Consider the following 20,519-nt stretch of genomic DNA (forward strand, 5'->3'; position numbering starts at 1 on the left):
TGAATCGCCACGGGTTTAACAGACACCTCGGAGTCATTTAAGATGACTTAAAGAGAGGTGCCCATGAGCGGTAAACGTTATCCCGAAGAGTTTAAAATTGAAGCAGTCAAACAGGTTATTGATCGCGGTCATTCTGTTTCCAGCGTTGCAACACGTCTCGATATCACCACCCACAGCCTTTACGCCTGGATAAAGAAGTACGGTCCGGACTCATCCACTAATAAAGAACAGTCAGATGCTCAGGCCGAGATCCGCCGACTCCAGAAGGAGTTGAAGCGGGTTACTGACGAACGGGACATATTAAAAAAAGCCGCGGCGTACTTCGCAAAGCTGTCCGACTGAGGTACGCCTTTATTCGTGACAACTCCCGTTGCTGGCCTGTTCGTCTGCTCTGCAGGGTGCTGGATGTTCATCCCAGTGGCTTTTACGCCTGGTTTAAGCAACCGTATTCTCAGCGCCACCAGGTAGATCTGAGACTGACGGGACAGATCAAACAGTTCTGGCTGGAGTCCGGTTGCGTTTATGGTTATCGCAAGATCCATCTGGACTTGCGGGATAGCGGTCAACAGTGCGGAGTGAACAGAGTCTGGCGACTGATGAATCGTGCCGGGATAAAGGCTCAGGTCGGGTACCGGAGCCCGTGGGCACGCAAAGGCGAGGCCAGTATCGTATCGCCCAACAGGCTCCAGCGACAGTTCAATCCGGATGCTCCGGATAAGCGTTGGGTAACGGACATAACCTACATCAGGACCCACGAAGGCTGGCTGTATCTTGCTGTGGTTGTTGATCTGTTCTCACGCAAAATTATCGGCTGGTCAATGCAATCCCGGATGACAAAGGACATTGTCCTGAACGCACTGCTGATGGCTGTATGGCGGCGTAATCCCCAAAAACAGGTGCTGGTTCATTCGGACCAGGGCAGTCAGTACACAAGCCATGAGTGGCAGTCGTTCCTGAAATCACACGGCCTGGAGGGGAGCATGAGCCGTCGCGGTAACTGTCACGATAATGCGGTTGCAGAAAGCTTTTTCCAGTTGCTGAAACGCGAACGGATAAAGAAAAAGATCTACGGAACGCGGGAAGAAGCCCGCAGCGATATTTTTGATTACATCGAAATGTTTTATAACAGTAAGCGTCGGCATGGTTCGAGCAATCAGATGTCACCGACAGAATATGAAAACCAGTATTATCAACGGCTCGGAAGTGTCTAGATTATCCGTGGCGATTCACTGATGACCCTTGCGCGTTCCAGATAACCAAAGCGCTTATTAGCCAGTACAGCATGTACTCGCAGAGGGCAAGGCATAAAACCGGCCAGTATCAATCGCGACCTTACCTGCCTAAGTGGCATGTTTACGGCACTAATTGATGCGGAACTGTTTTTTGGTGAACACCCTTTCAGAGGGATGAAAAAGCTCAAGGAGCAGAAACCAGAAACAGGCTATCTGACGCAGGAAGAAATAACATTGTTGCTTGCCAATCTTGACGGGGACAACAAGAAAATCGCGATTCTCTGTTTAAGTACCGGCGCTCGATGGGGTGAGGCCGCGAAATTGAAAGCTGAGAACGTAATACAGAATCGGGTGACGTTCGTTAAAACAAAGACGAACAAACCGCGTACTGTCCCTATCTCTGAGGAAGTAGCTGTAATGATTGCGGGTAAGGGTTATCTGTTCCCTGATGCCTCATACCCGAAGTTCAGGCGAACAATGAAAGATGTAAAACCAGATCTACCGGACGGGCAAGCAACTCACGCATTGCGTCACAGTTTTGCTACCCACTTTATGATTAACGGCGGGAGTATCATCACCTTGCAGAGAATACTGGGACATTCACGGATAGAGCAGACAATGGTCTATGCGCACTTTGCCCCGGAGTATCTTCAGGATGCTGTTTCACTCAATCCGCTACGTGGTGGTGTTGACTCCCAGAGTGTCCACACTGTGTCCACAGTAGGGTAATTTATTATGGCTTTCAGTGGTCTTGCGTGCCGCGCAAACCCGCATTGCACCGCTGAAAGCCCATGTTACCTGCCCTGAAAAACGCCCTTACGCAGGCTTATTTTTTGCCTGCCGTTTAAACTCCCTGAATATCCCAATTCAAATCACTTTTATCAGGCGAAAAAAAACCGGGCATTACGCCCGGCTGATTAGGTGATTAAAGATTAATGTGCGGCTTCTGGCTTGTGCTTTTGCGCACTCTGGAAGCCATAGGTCAGCTCATTTTTCTCTTTATCCAGCGCAACGGTCACCTGGCCACCATCCACCAGCGAACCGAACAGCAGTTCGTTAGCCAATGGTTTTTTCAGGTTATCCTGGACCACACGCGTCATTGGACGTGCGCCCATTGCGCGGTCGTAGCCTTTCTCTGCCAGCCAGTCACGTGCTTCCTGGCTCACTTCCAGAGAGACACCTTTCTGATCCAGCTGTACCTGAAGCTCGACGATAAACTTATCAACAACCTGATGAATCACCTCGGTAGAGAGATGATCAAACCAGATAATGTTGTCGAGACGGTTACGGAATTCCGGCGTAAACACTTTTTTGATTTCGCCCATTGCATCAGTACTGTTGTCCTGATGAATCAACCCAATCGATTTACGCTCAGTTTCACGCACACCAGCGTTGGTGGTCATGACCAGCACCACGTTGCGGAAATCCGCTTTACGCCCGTTATTGTCGGTCAGCGTGCCGTTATCCATCACCTGCAGCAGCAGGTTAAAGACATCCGGGTGCGCTTTTTCGATTTCATCCAGCAGCAGTACCGCATGCGGATGCTTAATAACAGCATCGGTCAGCAAACCGCCCTGGTCGAAACCGACATACCCCGGAGGCGCACCAATCAGGCGGCTGACGGTGTGGCGTTCCATATATTCGGACATATCAAAACGCAGCAGTTCAATGCCGAGTGCTTTGGACAACTGCACCGTGACTTCGGTCTTACCGACGCCAGTTGGTCCGGCAAACAAGAACGAACCAACTGGTTTATGCTCGTGTCCCAGACCGGCACGGCTCATTTTGATCGCTTCAGTCAGCGCCTCAATGGCTTTATCCTGTCCGAATACCAGCATTTTCAGACGGTTGCCCAGGTTTTTCAGCGTGTCGCGATCGCTCTGCGAAACGCTCTTCTCCGGGATCCGCGCAATGCGGGCCACAACGGACTCGATATCCGCCACGTTGACGGTTTTCTTGCGCTTGCTGACCGGCATCAGACGCGCACGCGCGCCCGCCTCATCGATCACGTCAATCGCTTTATCCGGCAGATGACGATCGTTAATGTACTTCACCGCCAGTTCGACCGCTGCACGCACCGCTTTGGCGGTATAGCGGACATCATGGTGCGCTTCGTATTTTGGCTTCAGACCGTTGATTATCTGTACGGTCTCTTCTACCGATGGCTCAGTGACATCAATTTTCTGGAAACGGCGCGCTAACGCACGGTCCTTTTCAAAGATATTGCTGAATTCCTGATAGGTCGTGGACCCTATCACACGGATCTTACCGCTGGAGAGCAGCGGCTTGATCAGGTTAGCCGCATCCACCTGGCCGCCCGATGCCGCACCCGCACCGATAATGGTGTGGATCTCATCGATAAACAGAATACTGTTAGTATCCTGTTCCAGCTGTTTCAGCAGCGCCTTAAAGCGTTTCTCAAAATCACCGCGATATTTGGTGCCAGCCAACAGCGAGCCGATATCCAGGGAGTAAAGGGTGCAATCAGCCATGATTTCAGGCACATCACCCTGGACGATACGCCAGGCGAGCCCTTCAGCAATGGCGGTTTTACCGACACCAGACTCTCCCACCAGCAGCGGGTTGTTTTTTCTGCGACGGCACAGTACCTGAATGGCGCGCTCCAGCTCTTTGTCCCGGCCAATGAGCGGATCAATTCCGCCCACTCGGGCAAGCTGGTTAAGGTTAGTCGTGAAGTTCTCCATACGGTCCTCCCCGCCAGCTTGCTCTTCGTTATTTGGCTGATTCCCAGAGTCAGAAGACTGACTGGGTTCGTCTTTGCGCGTGCCATGAGAAATAAAATTCACCACATCAAGACGACTTACTTCATGCTTACGCAGCAGATAAGCCGCCTGAGATTCCTGCTCGCTGAAGATAGCGACCAGCACATTTGCGCCGGTAACTTCATTGCGCCCGGAGGACTGAACATGAAAGACCGCGCGTTGCAGTACACGCTGAAAACTCAACGTTGGCTGCGTGTCGCGTTCTTCCTCACTGGCAGGCAATACAGGTGTGGTCTGTTCAATGAAGGCTTCGAGTTCCTGACGGAGCGCCACCAGATCCACAGAACACGCTTCCAGCGCTTCGCGGGCCGATGGGTTACTGAGCAACGCCAGTAACAAGTGCTCGACGGTCATAAACTCATGTCGGTGCTCGCGCGCTCTGGCGAAAGCCATGTTTAAACTGAGTTCCAGTTCTTGATTGAGCATAGGCACCTCCCCCAATGTTTATGCCTGCATTCAGGCTTTTTCCAGCGTACACAGCAACGGATGCTCGTTCTCCCTCGCATATTTGTTCACCATCGCTACTTTGGTTTCAGCCACTTCGGCAGTAAACACGCCGCAGATAGCTTTGCCTTGATAGTGAACTGCAAGCATCAGTTGCGTTGCACGTTCTACATCATAAGAAAAGAATTTTTGTAACACGTCAATAACAAACTCCATCGGAGTGTAATCATCATTGACTAATATCACTTTATACATAGATGGCGGTTTTAGCGCGTCGCGCAATTTGTCTTCCGCCAGCAGATCGAAATCCAGCCAGTCGTTCGTCTTACCCATTGTCAGTCGTCATCTTCAGTTACGGTTTCCGGCAGAAAATCTTGCCGCTGACAAGCAGCCTATGCGCACAATCAATCTACCTCAAGTATTAGATAACTATCATCTATTAGTGCCATCCGCGACATCTGTCACATAACCGACAATAGCGTTAACTGCTTCAAATTTTGATGCATTTTTACCCTATTCCGTCTGCATGGCGCTTGACGCCCCGCCTGATTTCTCTAAATTGTAGTTTCGAGAGTTGGCGAGGTTTTGAACAGCCCCCACTCCGCCACCGGTTCATTCCATCTTACTTATATAAGATTTACGAAGGATGTCGAAGTATGGAAACGGGTACTGTTAAGTGGTTCAACAACGCCAAAGGGTTTGGTTTCATTTGCCCTGAAGGCGGCGGCGAAGATATTTTCGCCCATTACTCCACCATTCAAATGGATGGTTACAGAACGCTAAAAGCCGGACAGTCTGTCCAGTTTGATGTCCACCAGGGGCCAAAAGGCAATCATGCCAGTGTCATCGTGCCTGTCATTGAAACAGAAGCTGTCGCATAGCTCTTCTGTCTCATTGTGTACATCCCGCAGTCAAAATGCCAGCCCTTGCGGCTGGCATTTTTATCTCTGTGGCATTATTCCCGCGCCAGAGCATCTACCGGATCCAGACGTGCCGCATTCCGCGCCGGTAACCAGCCAAACAACACACCGGTTGCAGTCGAACACAGGAACGCCGTCAACAGCGCGACGGGTGAGAATCCAATTTCCCAGCCCGGCAGAAATAGCTGTAGCGTAAAAGCGATCAGCATCGACAGGCTAATGCCCAACGCGCCGCCAACCAGACACACTAACACCGCTTCAATTAAGAACTGTTGCAGCACGTCACTGGCGCGAGCGCCAACCGCCATACGAATACCAATCTCACGCGTTCGTTCGGTTACTGAAACCAGCATAATATTCATCACGCCAATCCCACCGACCACCAGCGAAATCACCGCCACCAGCGTCAGGAAGAGTTGTAATGTACGTGTGGTCTTTTCGGCGGTTTTCAAGATGCCGTCCATATTCCAGGTGAAGAAATCCTTCTTACCGTGGCGCAACGTCAACAGTCGGGTCAGTTGCTGTTCGGCCTGGGCACTGTCGAAACCATCCTTCACCCGCACGGTGATCGAGTTCAGCCACGACTGTCCCATAATGCGCCCGGACATAGTGCTGTAAGGCAGCCAGACCCGCAGGATCTTGCTACTGCCAAACATCGACTGTTTCTCTTCTGCAACACCAATCACCGTAGCAGGCATATTCCCCACCAGCACGACTTCGCCAACAACTTTCGCTTTATTGGGGAACAACTGACGACGGGTATTGCTGTCGAGCACCACCACCTGAGCGCGCCCCGCCAGTTGCTCGGCGTTAAAGGTGGTCCCTTCGCTAAATGTCATGCCATAGACGTTGAAATAGTCGCCGCTAACGCCATTAGCACTGGCAGCAACGTCGATATTGCCATAGCGTAACCGCAGGTTCTTCGACACCGCAGGCGTTACTGAACTGACCCAGGGCTGCTTCTGTAGCGCCGTCAAATCGTCATACTTCAACGCCTGTTGATATTGCGGATCGTCGTCGCCGAAGTCTTTGCCTGGATAGATATCAATGGTGTTAGTACCTATAGCGCGAATATCTGCCAGTACCAGTTGTTTAGCCGCATCGCCTACCACCACGATCGACACCACCGAAGCAATACCGATAATGATCCCAAGCATGGTCAGTAGCGTTCGCATTTTATTCGCGGCCATTGCCAGCCAGGCCATGGTAAGCGCTTCACGAAAACCGCTGACAAACTGGCTCCAGCCGGATGCCGTTTTCACCGTTGGCTCCGCGATATCGCGTCCGCCAGAGGGTTTCTGTGGCGGTGGATTGCGCACAATCTCGCCGTCACGAATTTCAATGACCCGTTCGGCCTGCGCGGCGACCTGGCTGTCGTGAGTAACGATAATTACCGTATGCCCGCGATCGCGCAGCTGATGCAAAATCGCCATCACCTCTTCGCCGGAATGGCTATCCAGTGCGCCGGTGGGTTCATCGGCAAGAATAACCTGCCCCCCGTTCATCAGCGCACGCGCGATACTGACCCGCTGCTGCTGACCACCGGAAAGCTGGGAAGGTTGATAGTCAACCCGGTCACCCAACCCCAGCCGCTGGAGTAATTCCTGCGCACGCGCCAGGCGCTGCTTACGTTCAGTGCCCGCGTAGACCGCCGGTACCTCAACGTTTTGTGCGGCGGTTAAATGCGACAGCAGGTGATAGCGCTGGAAGATAAAACCAAAATGCTCACGACGCAGTTGCGCTAGCGCATCGCTATCCAGCGTAGAGACATCACGTCCGGCAACGCGATACGTACCGCTGGTTGGCTTATCCAGACAGCCGAGAATGTTCATCAGCGTCGATTTACCCGAACCCGACGCCCCGACAATCGCCACCATTTCCCCGGCCTGAATGCTCAAGGATACGTCCTTCAATACCTCAACCTGGCCTTCACCTGACGGATAGCTGCGGCGGATATGGCTCAGCTCAAGCAATGCTGTCATTTTGCAGCTCCAGCGTTGCCCTCACCGGTAATGACTTCATCCCCCTCTTCCAGCCCTTTCACGATCTCCACATCGGTGTCATTACGCGCGCCGATAACCACTTCACGTTCGCGGGTTTCGCCGTTACGCAGTAGTCTGACGTTATAGCGGTTGTTGCCAATAGGATCGCCCAGCGCCGACAGCGGGATGGTCAGGACATTTTTGACATCAGTGAGCTGGATATGGACCTGCGCGGTCATATCCAGACGCAGGATCCCTTTCGGGTTGGGAACTTCGAAGCGGGCATAGTAGAAAATCGCATCATTCACTTTCTCTGGCGTCGGAAGAACATCTTTGAGCTTACCTTCATAGCGTGTTTGCGGATCGCCCAGCACGGTAAACCAGGCCTTTTGCCCAGGATGCAGGTGAATTACATCAGCCTCAGAAACCTGCGCTTTTACCAGCATGGTGCTCATATCCGCCAGCGTCAGAATATTAGGGGCCTGCTGGGCGGCAATAACGGTTTGCCCTTGCAGGGTAGTAATTTGCGTTACTTCGCCAGCCATTGGCGCAACGATGCGGGTGTAATCAAGGTTGGTTTTTGCCGTATCGAGAGAGGCCTGATTACGCTTAATTTGCGCGTCAATTGTGCCAATTTGCGCCTGTTTGACCGCCATTTCGGTGGCCGCCGTGTCGAGATCCTGCTGTGAAACGGCCTGAGTTTTCGCCAGCTGTTGTTGGCGGGAGAGAGTGACCCGCGCCAGCTTCCACTCAGCTTCGGCTTGTAAACGCTGGGCGCGCAATTCCATCAGCGTCGCTTCAACCTCTTTGATTTGGTTTTGCGCCTGTTCAGGATCGATAACACCGAGCAACTGATCTTTTTTCACTTTATCGCCAATCGCAACCGACAGCGTTTTTAACTGCCCGCTGACCTGTGCCCCGACGTCAACTTTACGCAGCGCATCCAGCTTACCGGTCGCCAGCACGCTTTGTTGCAGATCGCCAGGTCGAACAATTAATGTTTGATACTGAGGTAAAGGCGCATTAAGCGTTCGCCAAAGTGCAATTACCGCCACAATAAGGATGACGGCGAACAGAAAATAGCGTTTTTTGATTTTTCCCTTGAGCTTCATAAATGTCCCAATTCCCCCAATACGCCCACCAGAGTGGAGTGCTAAACATCAACGTTAAATAAATCGCCGTTGAAAAGCGCAAGAATAACAGAGTTATTGATGAATGGTTAAGATCCGCTGTGCTGAAATTAGTACAAGGGTATCAATCGGATTTATATTATGAGTCAACTAACTGAAAGCACTTTTCTTTCCACCAAACCAGTCACGCGTTTTGGCCTTTTTTTCAGCCTGAGCAGCGGTCATTTACGGCCCGCACATTGCTGGGATAAACGGAGCTTTCGTCGTAAATTTATCTGGCGTTCATTATTGATACCCCGTCTCACTCAGGAATGGATGACTGAACTGGCCCAATGGCCGGATCTTGGCCCCCTGCTCGCCCGTCAACCCCGACTGCCGGTTCGTTTGCACCGTCCTTATCTTGCGGCAAACTTCTCCCGCAAAATGCGTTTAGATGCGGTGCGTTTTCATTACCATTTTATCCGCCACGCATTCTTACCCGCTGAATTTAACGCCTTATTAAGCAATGACGGCTTACATCTGGCGCAAACCGAAGGTAAAGACGGCGATATATTTACCATCACCATGATGATGTTTCCGGTACTGGATAAAGAGGGTGAAGCCACCATTCAGGTGCGCAATGGTCACGGAGACGTGCTAACCAAAATGACGTTTACGTTCTGCGAATATAATGGGAAAAGTACATTATTTATTGGCGGTGTGCAGGGCAATGCGCAACTACCACACGAAGCAATCCAAAAAGCAACGAAGTCCTGCCATGGAATTTTCCCAAAACGTATTGTGATGGAAACCATTTGCCGTTTAGCCGAACAGTTGAATATTGAAAAAGTTATGGCTGTAAGTAATGAACAGCATATCTTTCGCAGTCAACGCTACCACGATAAAAACAAGGTGATCCATTCTGACTACAACGCTTTTTGGGAGTCGGTTGGCGGTGAGTGCGACAGCAACGGGTACTATCATATTCCACGCACGCTGGCGCGAAAAAGCGAGGCGGATATTGCCAGCAAAAAACGCGCAGAATACCGCCGCCGCTATCAGCTACTGGACAGCATCCATTCGCAGCTGTCGTCGATGTTTCGCCACTAATCCGCTCTGCCGCGTGCCAGCCACAGCACGCGGGAAAACATTTTTCGCAGCAGCGTTGGCACCGCATCAACGCCCCGCCGCCCGGCTTCCATCGCCACCTCAATGGCTAAATCCGGTTTTGACGAACGATGTATCGCCTTGGAGATAATTTTGCGCATATTCATAGGCACATTCTCAGGGATTTGCGCCACCCGGTGAAAGACGTCAGCAAACCCCTGGCGATACATAAAGTGTTCCATATCCAGCGCGGGGAGCATGGTCAAATGCTCACGCTCTTCCTCTCTGTCGTCATTCAATAAGCTACGTACCGTGGCCGCGTACTTTTTCCCGGCTTCATCGCCATCGACCAGCACATGCCACTCTATCCCCATCCGGCGGGCGAATTTAACCAGCGGCTTAAGACCGGACTGGGCAAATTCAATGACTTTAATCCCTTCTGCATCAAAGTGGTGTCCGCACTGGCGGGCCAGTTCGTTAATAACCCATGTTTCCGTTTCACCTTCCACCAGCAGCCAGCAGCGGGCAAACAACGATGACGCACGATTAAAACGAATATGAAATGCGATTCGCCGACCATCTTCTGCACTGATCCCACCCGGCCCCAGCCGCCAGGCAGCGACGCGGGATGATTCACGTACCAGACGAACAACATGCTCAACAGGCGTAAGGGACAGCAGCTCACCAGAGTTGGTGGTCGCCACTCGCTGCAGAGGCAGTAAATTCAACAAGTGCCAGGCCACCGACAGCATGATGGGATGTAAACGCGTTTCCGGATCTTCCACCAGCAGTAAAGGTCGGGCGTCTTTATCCAGCCTTAGCGTGCCTTTGGCCTGCAACAAGGTCGAAAACAGGCCCAACAGAATAACCCGGTGCGTACGTCCGCCGGGTTTATCAATCATGCGGTTAATAATGTCCAGATAGCGCCAGCTCCGTTGTTCGTTATTGGAGCGACGGCGCATCAGACGGTAGCGGGACTGGCCAGCCCCCTGCTCGGAAAAATAGTGCTCCAACAACTGAACCATGGCCGATAACCCCTGGCGGATCTGCCCGTCGGTCAGGTTTTGCGGCCGGGTAGCCAGCTCACGCGCCAGAAAATCCAGTTGGCGGGCGGTGACTTCGACATCCGCCGAGTCCGGCACGGTACCGTTGCGGATCCGTCGCATAAATCGCGCGTCGCGCAGACGCAGTACCGGCATCAGACGCACAAGGTGGCGCGCCTGATCGTTAATGTCATCGAGAGGTAATGGATGGCCGTCGCCATCAAGAAAACTGCGTAAGGTCAGAACGCTACCGTCATCCGCACACTCGCCTTCCAGGCGATAAAAAATGCGGTGATAGCCATCCTGGCAAGGCGTCCAACTGGCTTCCAGAGGACGATAGCGACGCACCCGGTGACGACCCGGCTGGGATTCACGAAACGTCAGGATAATGTGCAGGTGGTGTTCCCTGCCCTGTATATCACCCGGCGGGAACCAGAAATCCTCGCGGACAAAATGATACAAGTCTGACTCCGGCGACAGCAGCAGGGTCAAGGCATCCAGCAGACTGGATTTACCCCACGCGTTCTCCCCAATCAGCACGTTGCTCTGCTCCAGCATCAACGACAGACGGTTAATACCGCGAAATCCAACAATCTCAACGCGTTCGAGAATCATATAGCCTCCGGAAATGCTAACTTTTTCCTTCAAGTTATCAGGAGTATAACGGCAAGCGGTCGCTCAGGACACCCGATATCAATCTGGTGTGAATCGCAAAAGCAAAAAAAATAAGAATATTCTTCTTATGTTTTCTCCTGAATATAATTTCAGAACTTAATCATCGTCCTTTCGCTAATTGAACTATGCTTCATTCACCCAAGATTCAAAAAGGAATCGCAACATATTGCCTTAAATCAAATTTTTTCATCAATTTAACTGGCGAAGGGATGATATTTTTTTCTAAAATACCCGCTCTTTCATCATCGTCCCTTTTAGCGATGAATTACCGGGCAAGGAACACGAACCCGGAACTTTTAATTGAGGTGGTTATGTTCAGGAAATTAGCAGCTGAATTCTTCGGTACGTTTTGGCTCGTTTTTGGTGGGTGCGGTAGTGCAGTGCTGGCAGCCGCATTCCCGGAATTGGGAATTGGATTTGCCGGTGTCGCGCTGGCATTCGGCCTGACAGTATTAACCATGGCATTCGCTGTGGGTCATATTTCAGGTGGGCATTTTAACCCGGCGGTAACCTTCGGTTTATGGGCTGGCGGTCGTTTCCCGGCAAAAGATGTTATTGGTTACGTTATTGCTCAGGTTGTAGGCGGTATTGTTGCAGCTGCGGCACTGTATCTTATTGCCAGCGGTAAAGCAGGTTTTGATGCAACGGCCAGTGGTTTTGCTTCGAACGGCTTTGGTGAACATTCACCAGGCGGTTATTCCATGCTTTCTGCCGTCGTCATTGAAATTATTCTGACCGCAGGTTTCTTATTAGTGATCCACGGCGCGACCGATAAACATGCTCCGGCAGGTTTTGCACCTATCGCAATTGGTCTGGCGTTAACACTGATTCACTTGATCAGTATTCCGGTCACCAACACCTCCGTGAACCCGGCACGTAGTACCGCAGTAGCCATTTTCCAGGGCGGCTGGGCATTGCAACAATTGTGGTTCTTCTGGGTCATGCCGATTATCGGTGGGGTTCTCGGCGGTCTTATTTACCGCACCCTGCTGGAAAAACGCGATTAATCGCTAACAAAAAGGCCTGGCGAAAGTCAGGTCTTTTTTTTCCTCTCTATATTTCCTTTTATTTGCAACTTTACTCCCCTCTTTGCATTGAGTAGTGTGTATACCCGTTATACTTCAAGTTGCAGATGTGTTGACTGCGCTCGCTCCCCCCAGTCACGTACTTATGTACGCTCCCGGGGATTCACTCCCTTGCCGCCTTCCTGCAACTTGAATTATTTAGGTTATAGTGACGCATTTCGTCTTACTTCTCAGCAAGGATCTGATTTTCATGTTTTCAGGGCTGTTAATCATTCTGGTTCCCCTTATTGTGGGCTACCTTATTCCGCTCCGGCACAGGGCTGCATTACAACTTATCAATCGCCTGTTAAGCTGGATCGTCTACCTTATTCTCTTTTTTATGGGTATTAGCCTGGCGTTTCTGGATAATCTCGCCAGCAACCTGTTAGCCATTCTTCATTATTCTGCGGTCAGCGTGACGGTCATTATACTGTGTAATATTGCGGCGCTGTTCTGGCTGGAGCGTTCGCTGCCCTGGAGACACAACCACAAGCAAGAAAAGCTCCCCTCGCGAATTGCAATGGCGCTTGAGTCGCTTCAGCTTTGCGGCGTCGTCGTCATCGGCTTCCTGCTCGGCCTCACTGGGCTTCCCATTCTGCAGCATGCCACCGAAGCCAGCGAATATACGTTAATCTTTTTACTGTTCCTGGTGGGGATTCAACTGCGCAACAGCGGCATGACCTTAAAGCAAATTGTGTTGAACCGTCGGGGGATGATCGTGGCCGTCGTCGTCGTCGCCAGTTCGATGCTGGCGGGGGTTATCAATGCCTTGATCCTCGGTCTGCCGCTGAAAACCGCGCTGGCGATGGCATCAGGTTTTGGCTGGTATTCCCTGTCCGGTATTCTGTTAACCGAATCGTTCGGGCCCATAATTGGTAGTGCCGCCTTCTTTAACGACCTGGCCCGTGAGCTGATCGCCATTATGTTGATTCCAGGAATGGTGGGCCGCAGCCGCTCTACCGCGCTGGGATTATGCGGCGCGACATCAATGGATTTCACCCTGCCCGTTTTACAACGCAGCGGCGGTCTGGAAATGGTCCCGGCAGCCATCGTCCACGGCTTTATTCTGAGTCTGTTAGTGCCTCTGCTGATGGCGTTTTTCTCCGCCTGACGCCGGGACAAATACCTCTCTGGCGGTAGTCAGCTACCGCCAAAATTGCGCTAAATCAATCTCCCTGCAAGTAGTAGCAGAAATCCCTTTTATCCCTTCGCGCACAGGCATAACCTTAAACATGTATATTAAATATAACTTTAAAAGGTGTGACCATGTTTTGTGTGCAATGTGAACAAACCATCCGTACTCCGGCAGGAAACGGCTGCTCTTACGCGCAGGGTATGTGCGGTAAAACGGCTGAAACCTCCGATTTGCAGGATCTGCTGATTGCTTCCCTACAAGGTCTGTCTGCATGGGCTGTTAAAGCACGTGAATACGGCATTATCGACCATGAGGTTGATAACTTTGCGCCGCGTGCATTCTTCTCCACGCTGACTAACGTTAACTTCGATTCCCCGCGTATTGTTGGCTATGCCCGTGAAGCTATCGCCATGCGCGACGCCCTAAAAGCGCAATGCCTGAACATCGACGCGAACGCAGCGGTCACCAACCCGATGGCCGATCTGCAACTGGTCAGCGACGATCTGGGCGACCTGCAACGTCAGGCCGCTGAATTTACCCCGAACAAAGACAAAGCAGCCATCGGCGAGAACATTCTCGGCCTGCGTCTGCTGTGTCTGTACGGCCTGAAAGGTGCGGCAGCTTACATGGAGCACGCGCACGTTCTCGGTCAGTACGACAACGAAATCTACGCTCAGTACCACAAAATCATGGCGTGGCTGGGTACCTGGCCTGCCGATATGAACGCTCTGCTGGAGTGTTCAATGGAAATCGGCCAGATGAACTTCAAAGTGATGAGCATTCTGGACGCCGGTGAAACCACCAAATACGGCCACCCGACCCCGACTCAGGTCAACGTAAAAGCAACCGAAGGTAAGTGCATCCTGATCTCCGGTCACGACCTGAAAGATCTGTACAACCTGCTGGAGCAGACCGAAGGTACCGGTGTTAACGTTTATACCCACGGTGAAATGCTGCCGGCGCACGGCTACCCGGAACTGCGTAAGTTCAAGCACCTGATCGGCAACTACGGCAGCGGCTGGCAGAACCAGCAGGTAGAGTTTGCCCGCTTCCCAGGTCCGATCGTCATGACCTCTAACTGCATCATAGACCCGACCGTTGGCGCGTACGACGACCGTATCTGGACCCGTAGCATCGTCGGTTGGCCGGGTGTGAGCCACCTCGAAGGCGACAACTTCGGTCCGGTTATCGCTCAGGCACAGCAGATGGCTGGCTTCCCGTACAGCGAAATCCCGCACCTGATCACCGTAGGTTTCGGTCGTCAGACTCTGCTGGGCGCTGCTGATACCCTGATCGACCTGGTGAGCCGCGAAAAACTGCGTCACATCTTCCTGGTTGGCGGTTGTGACGGTGCACGTGGTGAACGTAACTACTTCACCGACTTCGCCACCAGCGTGCCGGATGACTGCCTGATCCTGACCCTTGCTTGCGGTAAATACCGCTTCAACAAACTGGAGTTCGGCGATATCGAAGGCCTGCCGCGTCTGGTGGATGCTGGTCAGTGTAACGATGCTTACTCTGCCATCATCCTGGCGGTAACCCTGGCTGAGAAACTGGGCTGTGGCGTGAACGATCTGCCGCTGTCTCTGGTGCTCTCCTGGTTCGAACAGAAAGCGATTGTTATTCTGCTGACCCTGCTGTCTCTGGGCGTGAAAAACATCGTCACTGGCCCGACTGCACCTGGTTTCTTCACACCGGATCTGCTGGCAGTTCTCAACGAGAAATTTGGTCTGCGTTCCGTGACCACCGTTGAAGAAGACATGAAGCAACTGCTGAGCGCGTAAGGAGTAAAGAATGACAATGCCAACTCATCAGTGCCCATGGCGGATGCAGGTTCACCACATCCATCAGGAAACGCCGGATGTATGGACAATTTCGTTGCTATGCCACGATTATTATCCTTACCGCGCCGGGCAATATGCACTGGTCAGCGTACGTAATTCAGCGGATACGCTGCGTGCTTACACCATTTCTTCAACGCCGGGCGTTAGCGAGTACATCACGTTGACCATCCGCCGGATTGACGATGGCGCAGGTTCACAGTGGCTAACCCGCGACGTGAAGCGCGGCGACTATATCTGGCTGTCCGATGCAATGGGTGAGTTCACCTGTGAAGATAAAGCGGAAGACAAGTTCCTGATGCTGGCCGCCGGCTGTGGTGTTACGCCAATCATGTCAATGCGTCGCTGGTTGGCAAAGTACCGCCCACAAGCGGATGTACAGGTAATCTTTAACGTTCGCTCGCCGCAAGATGTCATTTTTGCCGACGAGTGGCGCGAATATCCGGTGACATTAGTTGCTGAAAACAATGCCACAGAAGGTTTTGTTTCCGGCCGACTGACGACCGAACTGCTGAAAAGCGTACCGGATCTGACCTCGCGTACCGTGATGACCTGTGGCCCGGCACCGTATATGGATCTGGTCGAGAAAGAAGTCAAAGCGCTAGGTGTGACGCGCTTCTTTAAAGAGCAGTTCTTCACACCTGTTGCCGAAGCCGCCACCAGTGGCCTGAAGTTTACCAAGCTACAGCCGGCGAAAGAGTTCTACGCGCCAGTGGGCAGTACGCTGCTGGAAGCGCTGGAAAGCAACAAGGTTCCGGTTGTCGCCGCATGCCGTGCAGGTGTTTGCGGCTGCTGCAAAACCAAAGTGGTTGACGGTAACTACACGGTCAGCAGCACTATGACGCTGACCGACGCAGAAATCGCTGAAGGTTATGTGCTGGCTTGTTCCTGTCATCCGCAGGGTGATTTAGTGCTGGCGTAATTGGCCGGGATCTGATGTGCAAAAGGCCGCCTGGCTGTACCGGGTGGCCTTTTTTTATGCTGTCAGGCGTTGCAAAATTCTGATGTTTTCACTCTCCCCGCAAATTATCGACCACACTTACCCTGCGCAGATTAAACATAATACCCGACTAGCACGTCGAACTTTCTACAAGGATCCCCATGAAAAAAGTGGCCATTGTCGGCGTCGGTCCCACCGGGATTTATACGTTTCATGCCCTGGTTGAGCGCGGTGAACCGCTGGAAATAGAGCTTTACGAGCAAGCTGAAGAGGCGGGCGTTGGCATGCCTTACAATAGCGACAACAACGCAGACCACATGCTGGCAAATATAGCCAGCATTGAGATCCCACCGATCTATATCAGTTATCTGACGTGGCTTCAGAATCAAAGTGATGACTATCTGGCCCAGTTTCAGATTGAACGCGCGTCTTTGCATGAGCGGCAATTTTTGCCCCGCGTGATCCTCGGCGACTATTATCGCGATCGTTTTTTAGCCATTGTCGAGAAAGCGCAACAAGCCGGTTTCACGATTCGCGTACATGAATCAAGCGAAGTCACCGACCTGCGAGCAGACCCGAATGGGGTTTCTTTGTGGATCAACCACGCGTCACAGCCCGTTGAGGTGGATTTCGCCGCTATCGCCACTGGTCATCTGTGGCCTGAAACGGATGCTCAGGAACGCAAATTTTTCCCCAGTCCGTGGACCGGTCTGATGGACGCGCAGATTGGTGCTTGCCGGGTAGGGATTCTGGGCACCTCGTTAAGTGCTATCGACGCAGCGATGGCTGTGGCCAGTCAGCATGGCACCTTCACTACCAATACCGACCATTCACTGCAATTCACACCTAAATCCGACAGTCAAAACCTGAAACTGACCCTGATGTCGCGCAGCGGGGTACTGCCTGAAGCGGATTTTTACTGCCCCCTTCCGTATGAATCGCTGAATATCGCGACGCCAGAAGCAATTGAAGATGCCATTGCCCATGGACAAAACGGATTACTGGACCGCATCTTTCAGCTTATGGCGCAACAACTGCAAGACGCAGCGCCAGGCTGGTGCCAACAGGTGGCGCTTGCGACGCTTAACGCCGACACGTTCCCCGAAGTCTATTTCGCCGACAGGCTCAGGCATGACCCTTTTGACTGGGCGAGACGTAACCTGGTAGAAGTTGAGCGCAACAAGCAGAAACAACATACCGTCGCCTGGCGCTATACCTTGCTGCGCCTGCACGAGGTTATCGAGGAGATAGTCCCTCATCTTGATGCCCGCGACGAAAAACGTTTCAAGCGCGGACTGGCGCGGGTATTTATTGATAACTATGCGGCAATCCCGTCAGAGTCAGTTCGCCGACTGCTGGCGCTGCACGAAGCTGGGCTGATTGAGATCCTCGCGCTTGGCACAGATTATGAGCGCATGAATGAACAGGAAATGACGGTAATTTCCCACCACGGTCAGCGCAGCGAATTTGATGTGTTTATTGACGCCCGAGGACAACGGGCATTGCAGAGCAAAGATATCCCGTTCCCAACGCTACGCGATCAACTGCTGGCCTGTGGCGATGAGATCCCGGATATCGGCGAAGATTACACGCTGCAAGCGCCGGAAAACGCCCGCAATCGCATCGCTTTTGGCGGGCTGCCGTGGTTAATGCACGATCGTCCGTTTATTCAGGGACTGGTGGTCAGCGCTGAAATAGGCGCCGCGATGGCAAGGGCATTGACGCAGCGAGCGCTGAGACGTCGGCACAAACTATGGAACAGTGACGACATATAGATTAGCGACAAATTGAACGACGAGGCGGAGCAATGCTACGCTTTCCCGCCTCGGTATTGACTCTCAGATGGTAACTATCGCCAGGCAGAATTCCCGGCAACGGAGTAACGCCCCGCCCCCAAAAACGCCACGGCCAGCGCGCCGATAAAGAAATAAACCAGACTTTCAATCGCCCATGCACCGGTTTTATCCAGTGTCCAGGTTTCCCCCATCCCGACCATCAGCCATGCCACAACCATCGTAAACGCCAGCCCCAACGCCGCCGGACGCGTCAGGATGCCAAGAATAATCAGACACGGTGCCACGACCTCTCCCAACAGAACGCCATACGCAATAAAGCCAGGGAAACCTTTCGCTATCAACATACCGCTGATGCCATCAATACCCGCAAAGAGTTTATGCAGCCCATGAAACAGCATCAACCCACCTACGGCAAAGCGTAACAATAACTTGCCAAAATCTTCGTGAGTCAGTACTCGGTTAACTGAATTTAATAGTTTTATAACCATTTGAATTTATTCCTTGTTTCACCATGTCCAAAACAAACTACGCTTAATACAGGTTAAATGAAACCTGCCGGAAATAAGGGGGAAATGAGAAGCATAACTATTATCTTCATCTAAACTTGTAACCGGTATCACATTAGAGGAGAAGGAAAACCATGAAACAAACGGTTGCCGCTTTTATTGCTAAAACACTCGAACAGGCTGGCGTAAAACGCATTTGGGGTGTAACGGGTGACTCGCTAAATGGTCTGAGTGACAGTCTGAATCGTATGGGAACAATTGACTGGATGCCAACCCGTCATGAAGAGGTTGCAGCCTTCGCTGCGGGCGCTGAAGCGCAGTTGACGGGCGAACTGGCCGTCTGCGCAGGCTCGTGCGGGCCAGGCAACCTGCACCTGATCAACGGGCTGTTTGATTGTCACCGTAACCACGTCCCGGTACTGGCAATCGCCGCGCATATTCCCTCCAGTGAAATAGGCAGCGGTTATTTTCAGGAGACCCACCCGCAAGAGTTGTTCCGCGAATGTAGCCACTATTGCGAGCTGGTTTCCAGCCCAGAACAGATCCCGCAGGTACTCGCCATTGCCATGCGTAAAGCCGTATTAAATCGTGGCGTCTCGGTGGTGGTTTTACCCGGTGACGTGGCGCTAAAACCTGCACCTGAAAGCGCCACCACGCACTGGTATCATGCACCGCTCCCGGTGGTGACTCCACAAGAAGAAGAGCTGAGAAAACTGGCGCAACTGCTGCGCTACTCCAGCAATATCGCCCTGATGTGCGGCAGCGGCTGCGCCGGTGCGCATAAAGAGCTGGTTGAGTTTGCGGCTAAAATTAAAGCGCCGATTGTTCACGCCCTGCGTGGTAAAGAGCATGTTGAGTACGATAACCCCTATGATGTGGGTATGACCGGGCTGATTGGCTTTTCATCCGGCTTCCATACCATGATGAATGCCGACACGCTGATCCTACTTGGCACCCAGTTCCCCTATCGCCCGTTCTACCCCACCGACGCCAAAATTATTCAGATTGATATCAATCCGGCGAGCATTGGCGCGCACAGTAAAGTGGATATGGCGCTGGTAGGCGATATTAAATCCACTCTCCGTGCCCTACTGCCTCTGGTGGAAGAGAAAACCGAGCGGCAATTCCTGGACAAAGCGCTGGAGCACTATCGCGAGGCGCGTAAAGGGCTGGATGATTTAGCCAAACCCAGCGATAAAGCCATTCACCCGCAGTATCTGGCGCAGCAGATCAGCCACTTTGCCGCTGACGATGCCATCTTTACCTGCGACGTTGGTACGCCAACGGTGTGGGCAGCACGCTATCTGAAAATGAACGGCAAACGTCGCCTGCTCGGATCGTTTAACCACGGGTCGATGGCGAATGCCATGCCGCAGGCACTCGGCGCACAAGCGACCGAACCAGGACGCCAGGTTGTGGCAATGTGCGGTGACGGCGGCTTTAGCATGCTGATGGGAGACTTTCTGTCGGTTGTCCAAATGAAGCTGCCGGTGAAGATTATTGTCTTCAACAACAGCGTACTGGGATTTGTGGCGATGGAGATGAAGGCTGGCGGTTATCTGACCGACGGCACTGAACTGCACGACACCAACTTCGCGCGGATTGCCGAAGCCTGTGGCATTACAGGCATTCGCGTGGAAAAATCCTCAGAGGTTGATGAAGCGCTACAAAGGGCGATGTCGATTGACGGCCCGGTGCTGGTCGATGTGGTGGTGGCGAAAGAAGAGCTGGCGATCCCGCCGCAGATCAAACTCGAACAGGCCAAAGGTTTTAGCCTGTATATGCTGCGTGCAATCATCAGTGGACGCGGTGATGAAGTGATCGAACTGGCGAAAACGAACTGGCTCAGGTAAAACATCCTTATTAAATCACACACAAAATCATTCATGATGCCTCAAGGCGGCTAGCCCGAAAATCCCCAGGAGCATAGGTATACTATGTG

The 20,519-nt window shown here is 52.3% G+C and carries 15 protein-coding genes and 1 pseudogene; 10 read left to right on the forward strand and 6 right to left on the reverse strand.

Translation table 11 applies throughout. From position 1 onward, the window contains the following. Positions 1 to 63: 63 nt before the first annotated feature. Together OGY33_RS11195 and OGY33_RS11200 are read left to right on the forward strand one after the other, a co-directional pair. A protein-coding gene (locus OGY33_RS11195) for an IS3 family transposase (protein ID WP_191238548.1) occupies positions 64 to 1,211 on the forward strand; the annotation gives its coding sequence in 2 pieces (ribosomal slippage) (positions 64 to 301 and positions 301 to 1,211; 1,149 coding nt in all). 11 nt (positions 1,212 to 1,222) lie between these two features. Then, a pseudogene (locus tag OGY33_RS11200) lies at positions 1,223 to 1,961 on the forward strand (phage integrase); the annotation flags it as partial. A gap of 203 nt (positions 1,962 to 2,164) precedes the next feature. Here OGY33_RS11200 and clpA read toward each other — a convergent pair. Then, positions 2,165 to 4,441 (reverse strand): ATP-dependent Clp protease ATP-binding subunit ClpA, encoded by a 2,277-nt coding sequence (gene clpA / locus OGY33_RS11205; RefSeq protein WP_003036804.1) that lies wholly within the window; start codon positions 4,439 to 4,441, stop codon positions 2,165 to 2,167. Between the two features lie 30 nt (positions 4,442 to 4,471). Continuing rightward, complete coding sequence (gene clpS / locus OGY33_RS11210) at positions 4,472 to 4,792, reverse strand: ATP-dependent Clp protease adapter ClpS (RefSeq protein WP_003036810.1); 321 nt, start codon at positions 4,790 to 4,792, stop codon at positions 4,472 to 4,474. 323 nt (positions 4,793 to 5,115) lie between these two features. Between clpS and cspD the strand changes: the two genes are divergently transcribed. Beyond that, positions 5,116 to 5,340, forward strand: coding sequence for a cold shock-like protein CspD (gene cspD, locus OGY33_RS11215; RefSeq protein ID WP_003834283.1), 225 nt, complete (start codon positions 5,116 to 5,118; stop codon positions 5,338 to 5,340). A gap of 74 nt (positions 5,341 to 5,414) precedes the next feature. Here the strand turns inward: cspD and macB are convergent, their stop codons facing one another. Then, positions 5,415 to 7,361: a macrolide ABC transporter ATP-binding protein/permease MacB gene (macB, locus tag OGY33_RS11220; protein ID WP_048215946.1), complete on the reverse strand. Its 1,947-nt coding sequence runs from the start codon at positions 7,359 to 7,361 to the stop codon at positions 5,415 to 5,417. Then, the gene (macA, locus tag OGY33_RS11225; RefSeq protein ID WP_008785219.1) at positions 7,358 to 8,473 is read right to left on the reverse strand and encodes a macrolide transporter subunit MacA; all 1,116 of its coding nucleotides are present in this window, start codon (positions 8,471 to 8,473) and stop codon (positions 7,358 to 7,360) included. Before macA ends, macB begins: the two co-directional genes overlap by 4 nt. 159 nt (positions 8,474 to 8,632) lie before the next feature. Between macA and OGY33_RS11230 the strand changes: the two genes are divergently transcribed. After that, the gene (locus tag OGY33_RS11230; protein WP_149607997.1) at positions 8,633 to 9,580 is read left to right on the forward strand and encodes a VirK/YbjX family protein; all 948 of its coding nucleotides are present in this window, start codon (positions 8,633 to 8,635) and stop codon (positions 9,578 to 9,580) included. Here the strand turns inward: OGY33_RS11230 and OGY33_RS11235 are convergent. Then, positions 9,577 to 11,235 (reverse strand): ATP-dependent endonuclease, encoded by a 1,659-nt coding sequence (locus OGY33_RS11235; protein WP_003834292.1) that lies wholly within the window; start codon positions 11,233 to 11,235, stop codon positions 9,577 to 9,579. The genes OGY33_RS11230 and OGY33_RS11235 overlap by 4 nt on opposite strands. 371 nt (positions 11,236 to 11,606) lie before the next feature. Between OGY33_RS11235 and aqpZ the strand changes: the two genes are divergently transcribed. The 5 genes from aqpZ to OGY33_RS11260 all read left to right on the forward strand — a co-directional run bounded on the left by aqpZ (position 11,607) and on the right by OGY33_RS11260 (position 18,050). After that, a complete protein-coding gene (aqpZ, locus tag OGY33_RS11240; protein WP_003840208.1) occupies positions 11,607 to 12,302 on the forward strand; it encodes an aquaporin Z in 696 nt (231 codons plus the stop codon). 268 nt (positions 12,303 to 12,570) lie between these two features. Further along, positions 12,571 to 13,470, forward strand: coding sequence for a LysO family transporter (locus tag OGY33_RS11245; protein ID WP_191238308.1), 900 nt, complete (start codon positions 12,571 to 12,573; stop codon positions 13,468 to 13,470). 155 nt (positions 13,471 to 13,625) lie between these two features. Further along, the gene (gene hcp / locus OGY33_RS11250) at positions 13,626 to 15,278 is read left to right on the forward strand and encodes a hydroxylamine reductase (protein ID WP_008785224.1); all 1,653 of its coding nucleotides are present in this window, start codon (positions 13,626 to 13,628) and stop codon (positions 15,276 to 15,278) included. A gap of 10 nt (positions 15,279 to 15,288) precedes the next feature. After that, a complete protein-coding gene (gene hcr, locus OGY33_RS11255; RefSeq protein ID WP_003027256.1) occupies positions 15,289 to 16,257 on the forward strand; it encodes an NADH oxidoreductase in 969 nt (322 codons plus the stop codon). Positions 16,258 to 16,436: 179 nt separating this feature from the next. Beyond that, on the forward strand, positions 16,437 to 18,050 hold the full coding sequence (locus OGY33_RS11260; protein WP_048215943.1) for an FAD-NAD(P)-binding protein: 1,614 nt from the start codon (positions 16,437 to 16,439) through the stop codon (positions 18,048 to 18,050). A gap of 74 nt (positions 18,051 to 18,124) precedes the next feature. On the opposite strand, the gene OGY33_RS11265 is transcribed toward OGY33_RS11260, so the two are convergent. Beyond that, positions 18,125 to 18,559 carry a DoxX family protein gene (locus tag OGY33_RS11265; RefSeq protein WP_003834302.1) on the reverse strand — a complete coding sequence of 145 codons (435 nt, stop codon included), beginning with the start codon at positions 18,557 to 18,559 and terminating at the stop codon, positions 18,125 to 18,127. 152 nt (positions 18,560 to 18,711) lie between these two features. On the opposite strand from OGY33_RS11265, the gene poxB reads away from it, so the two are divergent. Next, on the forward strand, positions 18,712 to 20,430 hold the full coding sequence (gene poxB, locus OGY33_RS11270) for a ubiquinone-dependent pyruvate dehydrogenase (RefSeq protein WP_032943955.1): 1,719 nt from the start codon (positions 18,712 to 18,714) through the stop codon (positions 20,428 to 20,430). Positions 20,431 to 20,519: the final 89 nt, after the last annotated feature.

The organism is Citrobacter sp. Cpo032 (genome assembly GCF_030332975.1).
Classification (GTDB): domain Bacteria; phylum Pseudomonadota; class Gammaproteobacteria; order Enterobacterales; family Enterobacteriaceae; genus Citrobacter; species Citrobacter portucalensis.

What these genes read in the sequence shown, in the direction of transcription:
- OGY33_RS11265 (WP_003834302.1), bottom strand. Translation starts at nt 18,559, where the DNA reads ATGGTTATAAAACTATTAAATTCAGTTAACCGAGTACTGACTCACGAA.
- macA (WP_008785219.1), bottom strand. Translation starts at nt 8,473, where the DNA reads ATGAAGCTCAAGGGAAAAATCAAAAAACGCTATTTTCTGTTCGCCGTC.
- OGY33_RS11260 (WP_048215943.1), top strand. Translation starts at nt 16,437, where the DNA reads ATGAAAAAAGTGGCCATTGTCGGCGTCGGTCCCACCGGGATTTATACG.
- OGY33_RS11235 (WP_003834292.1), bottom strand. Translation starts at nt 11,235, where the DNA reads ATGATTCTCGAACGCGTTGAGATTGTTGGATTTCGCGGTATTAACCGT.
- clpA (WP_003036804.1), bottom strand. Translation starts at nt 4,441, where the DNA reads ATGCTCAATCAAGAACTGGAACTCAGTTTAAACATGGCTTTCGCCAGA.
- OGY33_RS11245 (WP_191238308.1), top strand. Translation starts at nt 12,571, where the DNA reads ATGTTTTCAGGGCTGTTAATCATTCTGGTTCCCCTTATTGTGGGCTAC.
- clpS (WP_003036810.1), bottom strand. Translation starts at nt 4,792, where the DNA reads ATGGGTAAGACGAACGACTGGCTGGATTTCGATCTGCTGGCGGAAGAC.
- poxB (WP_032943955.1), top strand. Translation starts at nt 18,712, where the DNA reads ATGAAACAAACGGTTGCCGCTTTTATTGCTAAAACACTCGAACAGGCT.
- aqpZ (WP_003840208.1), top strand. Translation starts at nt 11,607, where the DNA reads ATGTTCAGGAAATTAGCAGCTGAATTCTTCGGTACGTTTTGGCTCGTT.
- cspD (WP_003834283.1), top strand. Translation starts at nt 5,116, where the DNA reads ATGGAAACGGGTACTGTTAAGTGGTTCAACAACGCCAAAGGGTTTGGT.
- hcp (WP_008785224.1), top strand. Translation starts at nt 13,626, where the DNA reads ATGTTTTGTGTGCAATGTGAACAAACCATCCGTACTCCGGCAGGAAAC.
- macB (WP_048215946.1), bottom strand. Translation starts at nt 7,361, where the DNA reads ATGACAGCATTGCTTGAGCTGAGCCATATCCGCCGCAGCTATCCGTCA.
- hcr (WP_003027256.1), top strand. Translation starts at nt 15,289, where the DNA reads ATGACAATGCCAACTCATCAGTGCCCATGGCGGATGCAGGTTCACCAC.
- OGY33_RS11230 (WP_149607997.1), top strand. Translation starts at nt 8,633, where the DNA reads ATGAGTCAACTAACTGAAAGCACTTTTCTTTCCACCAAACCAGTCACG.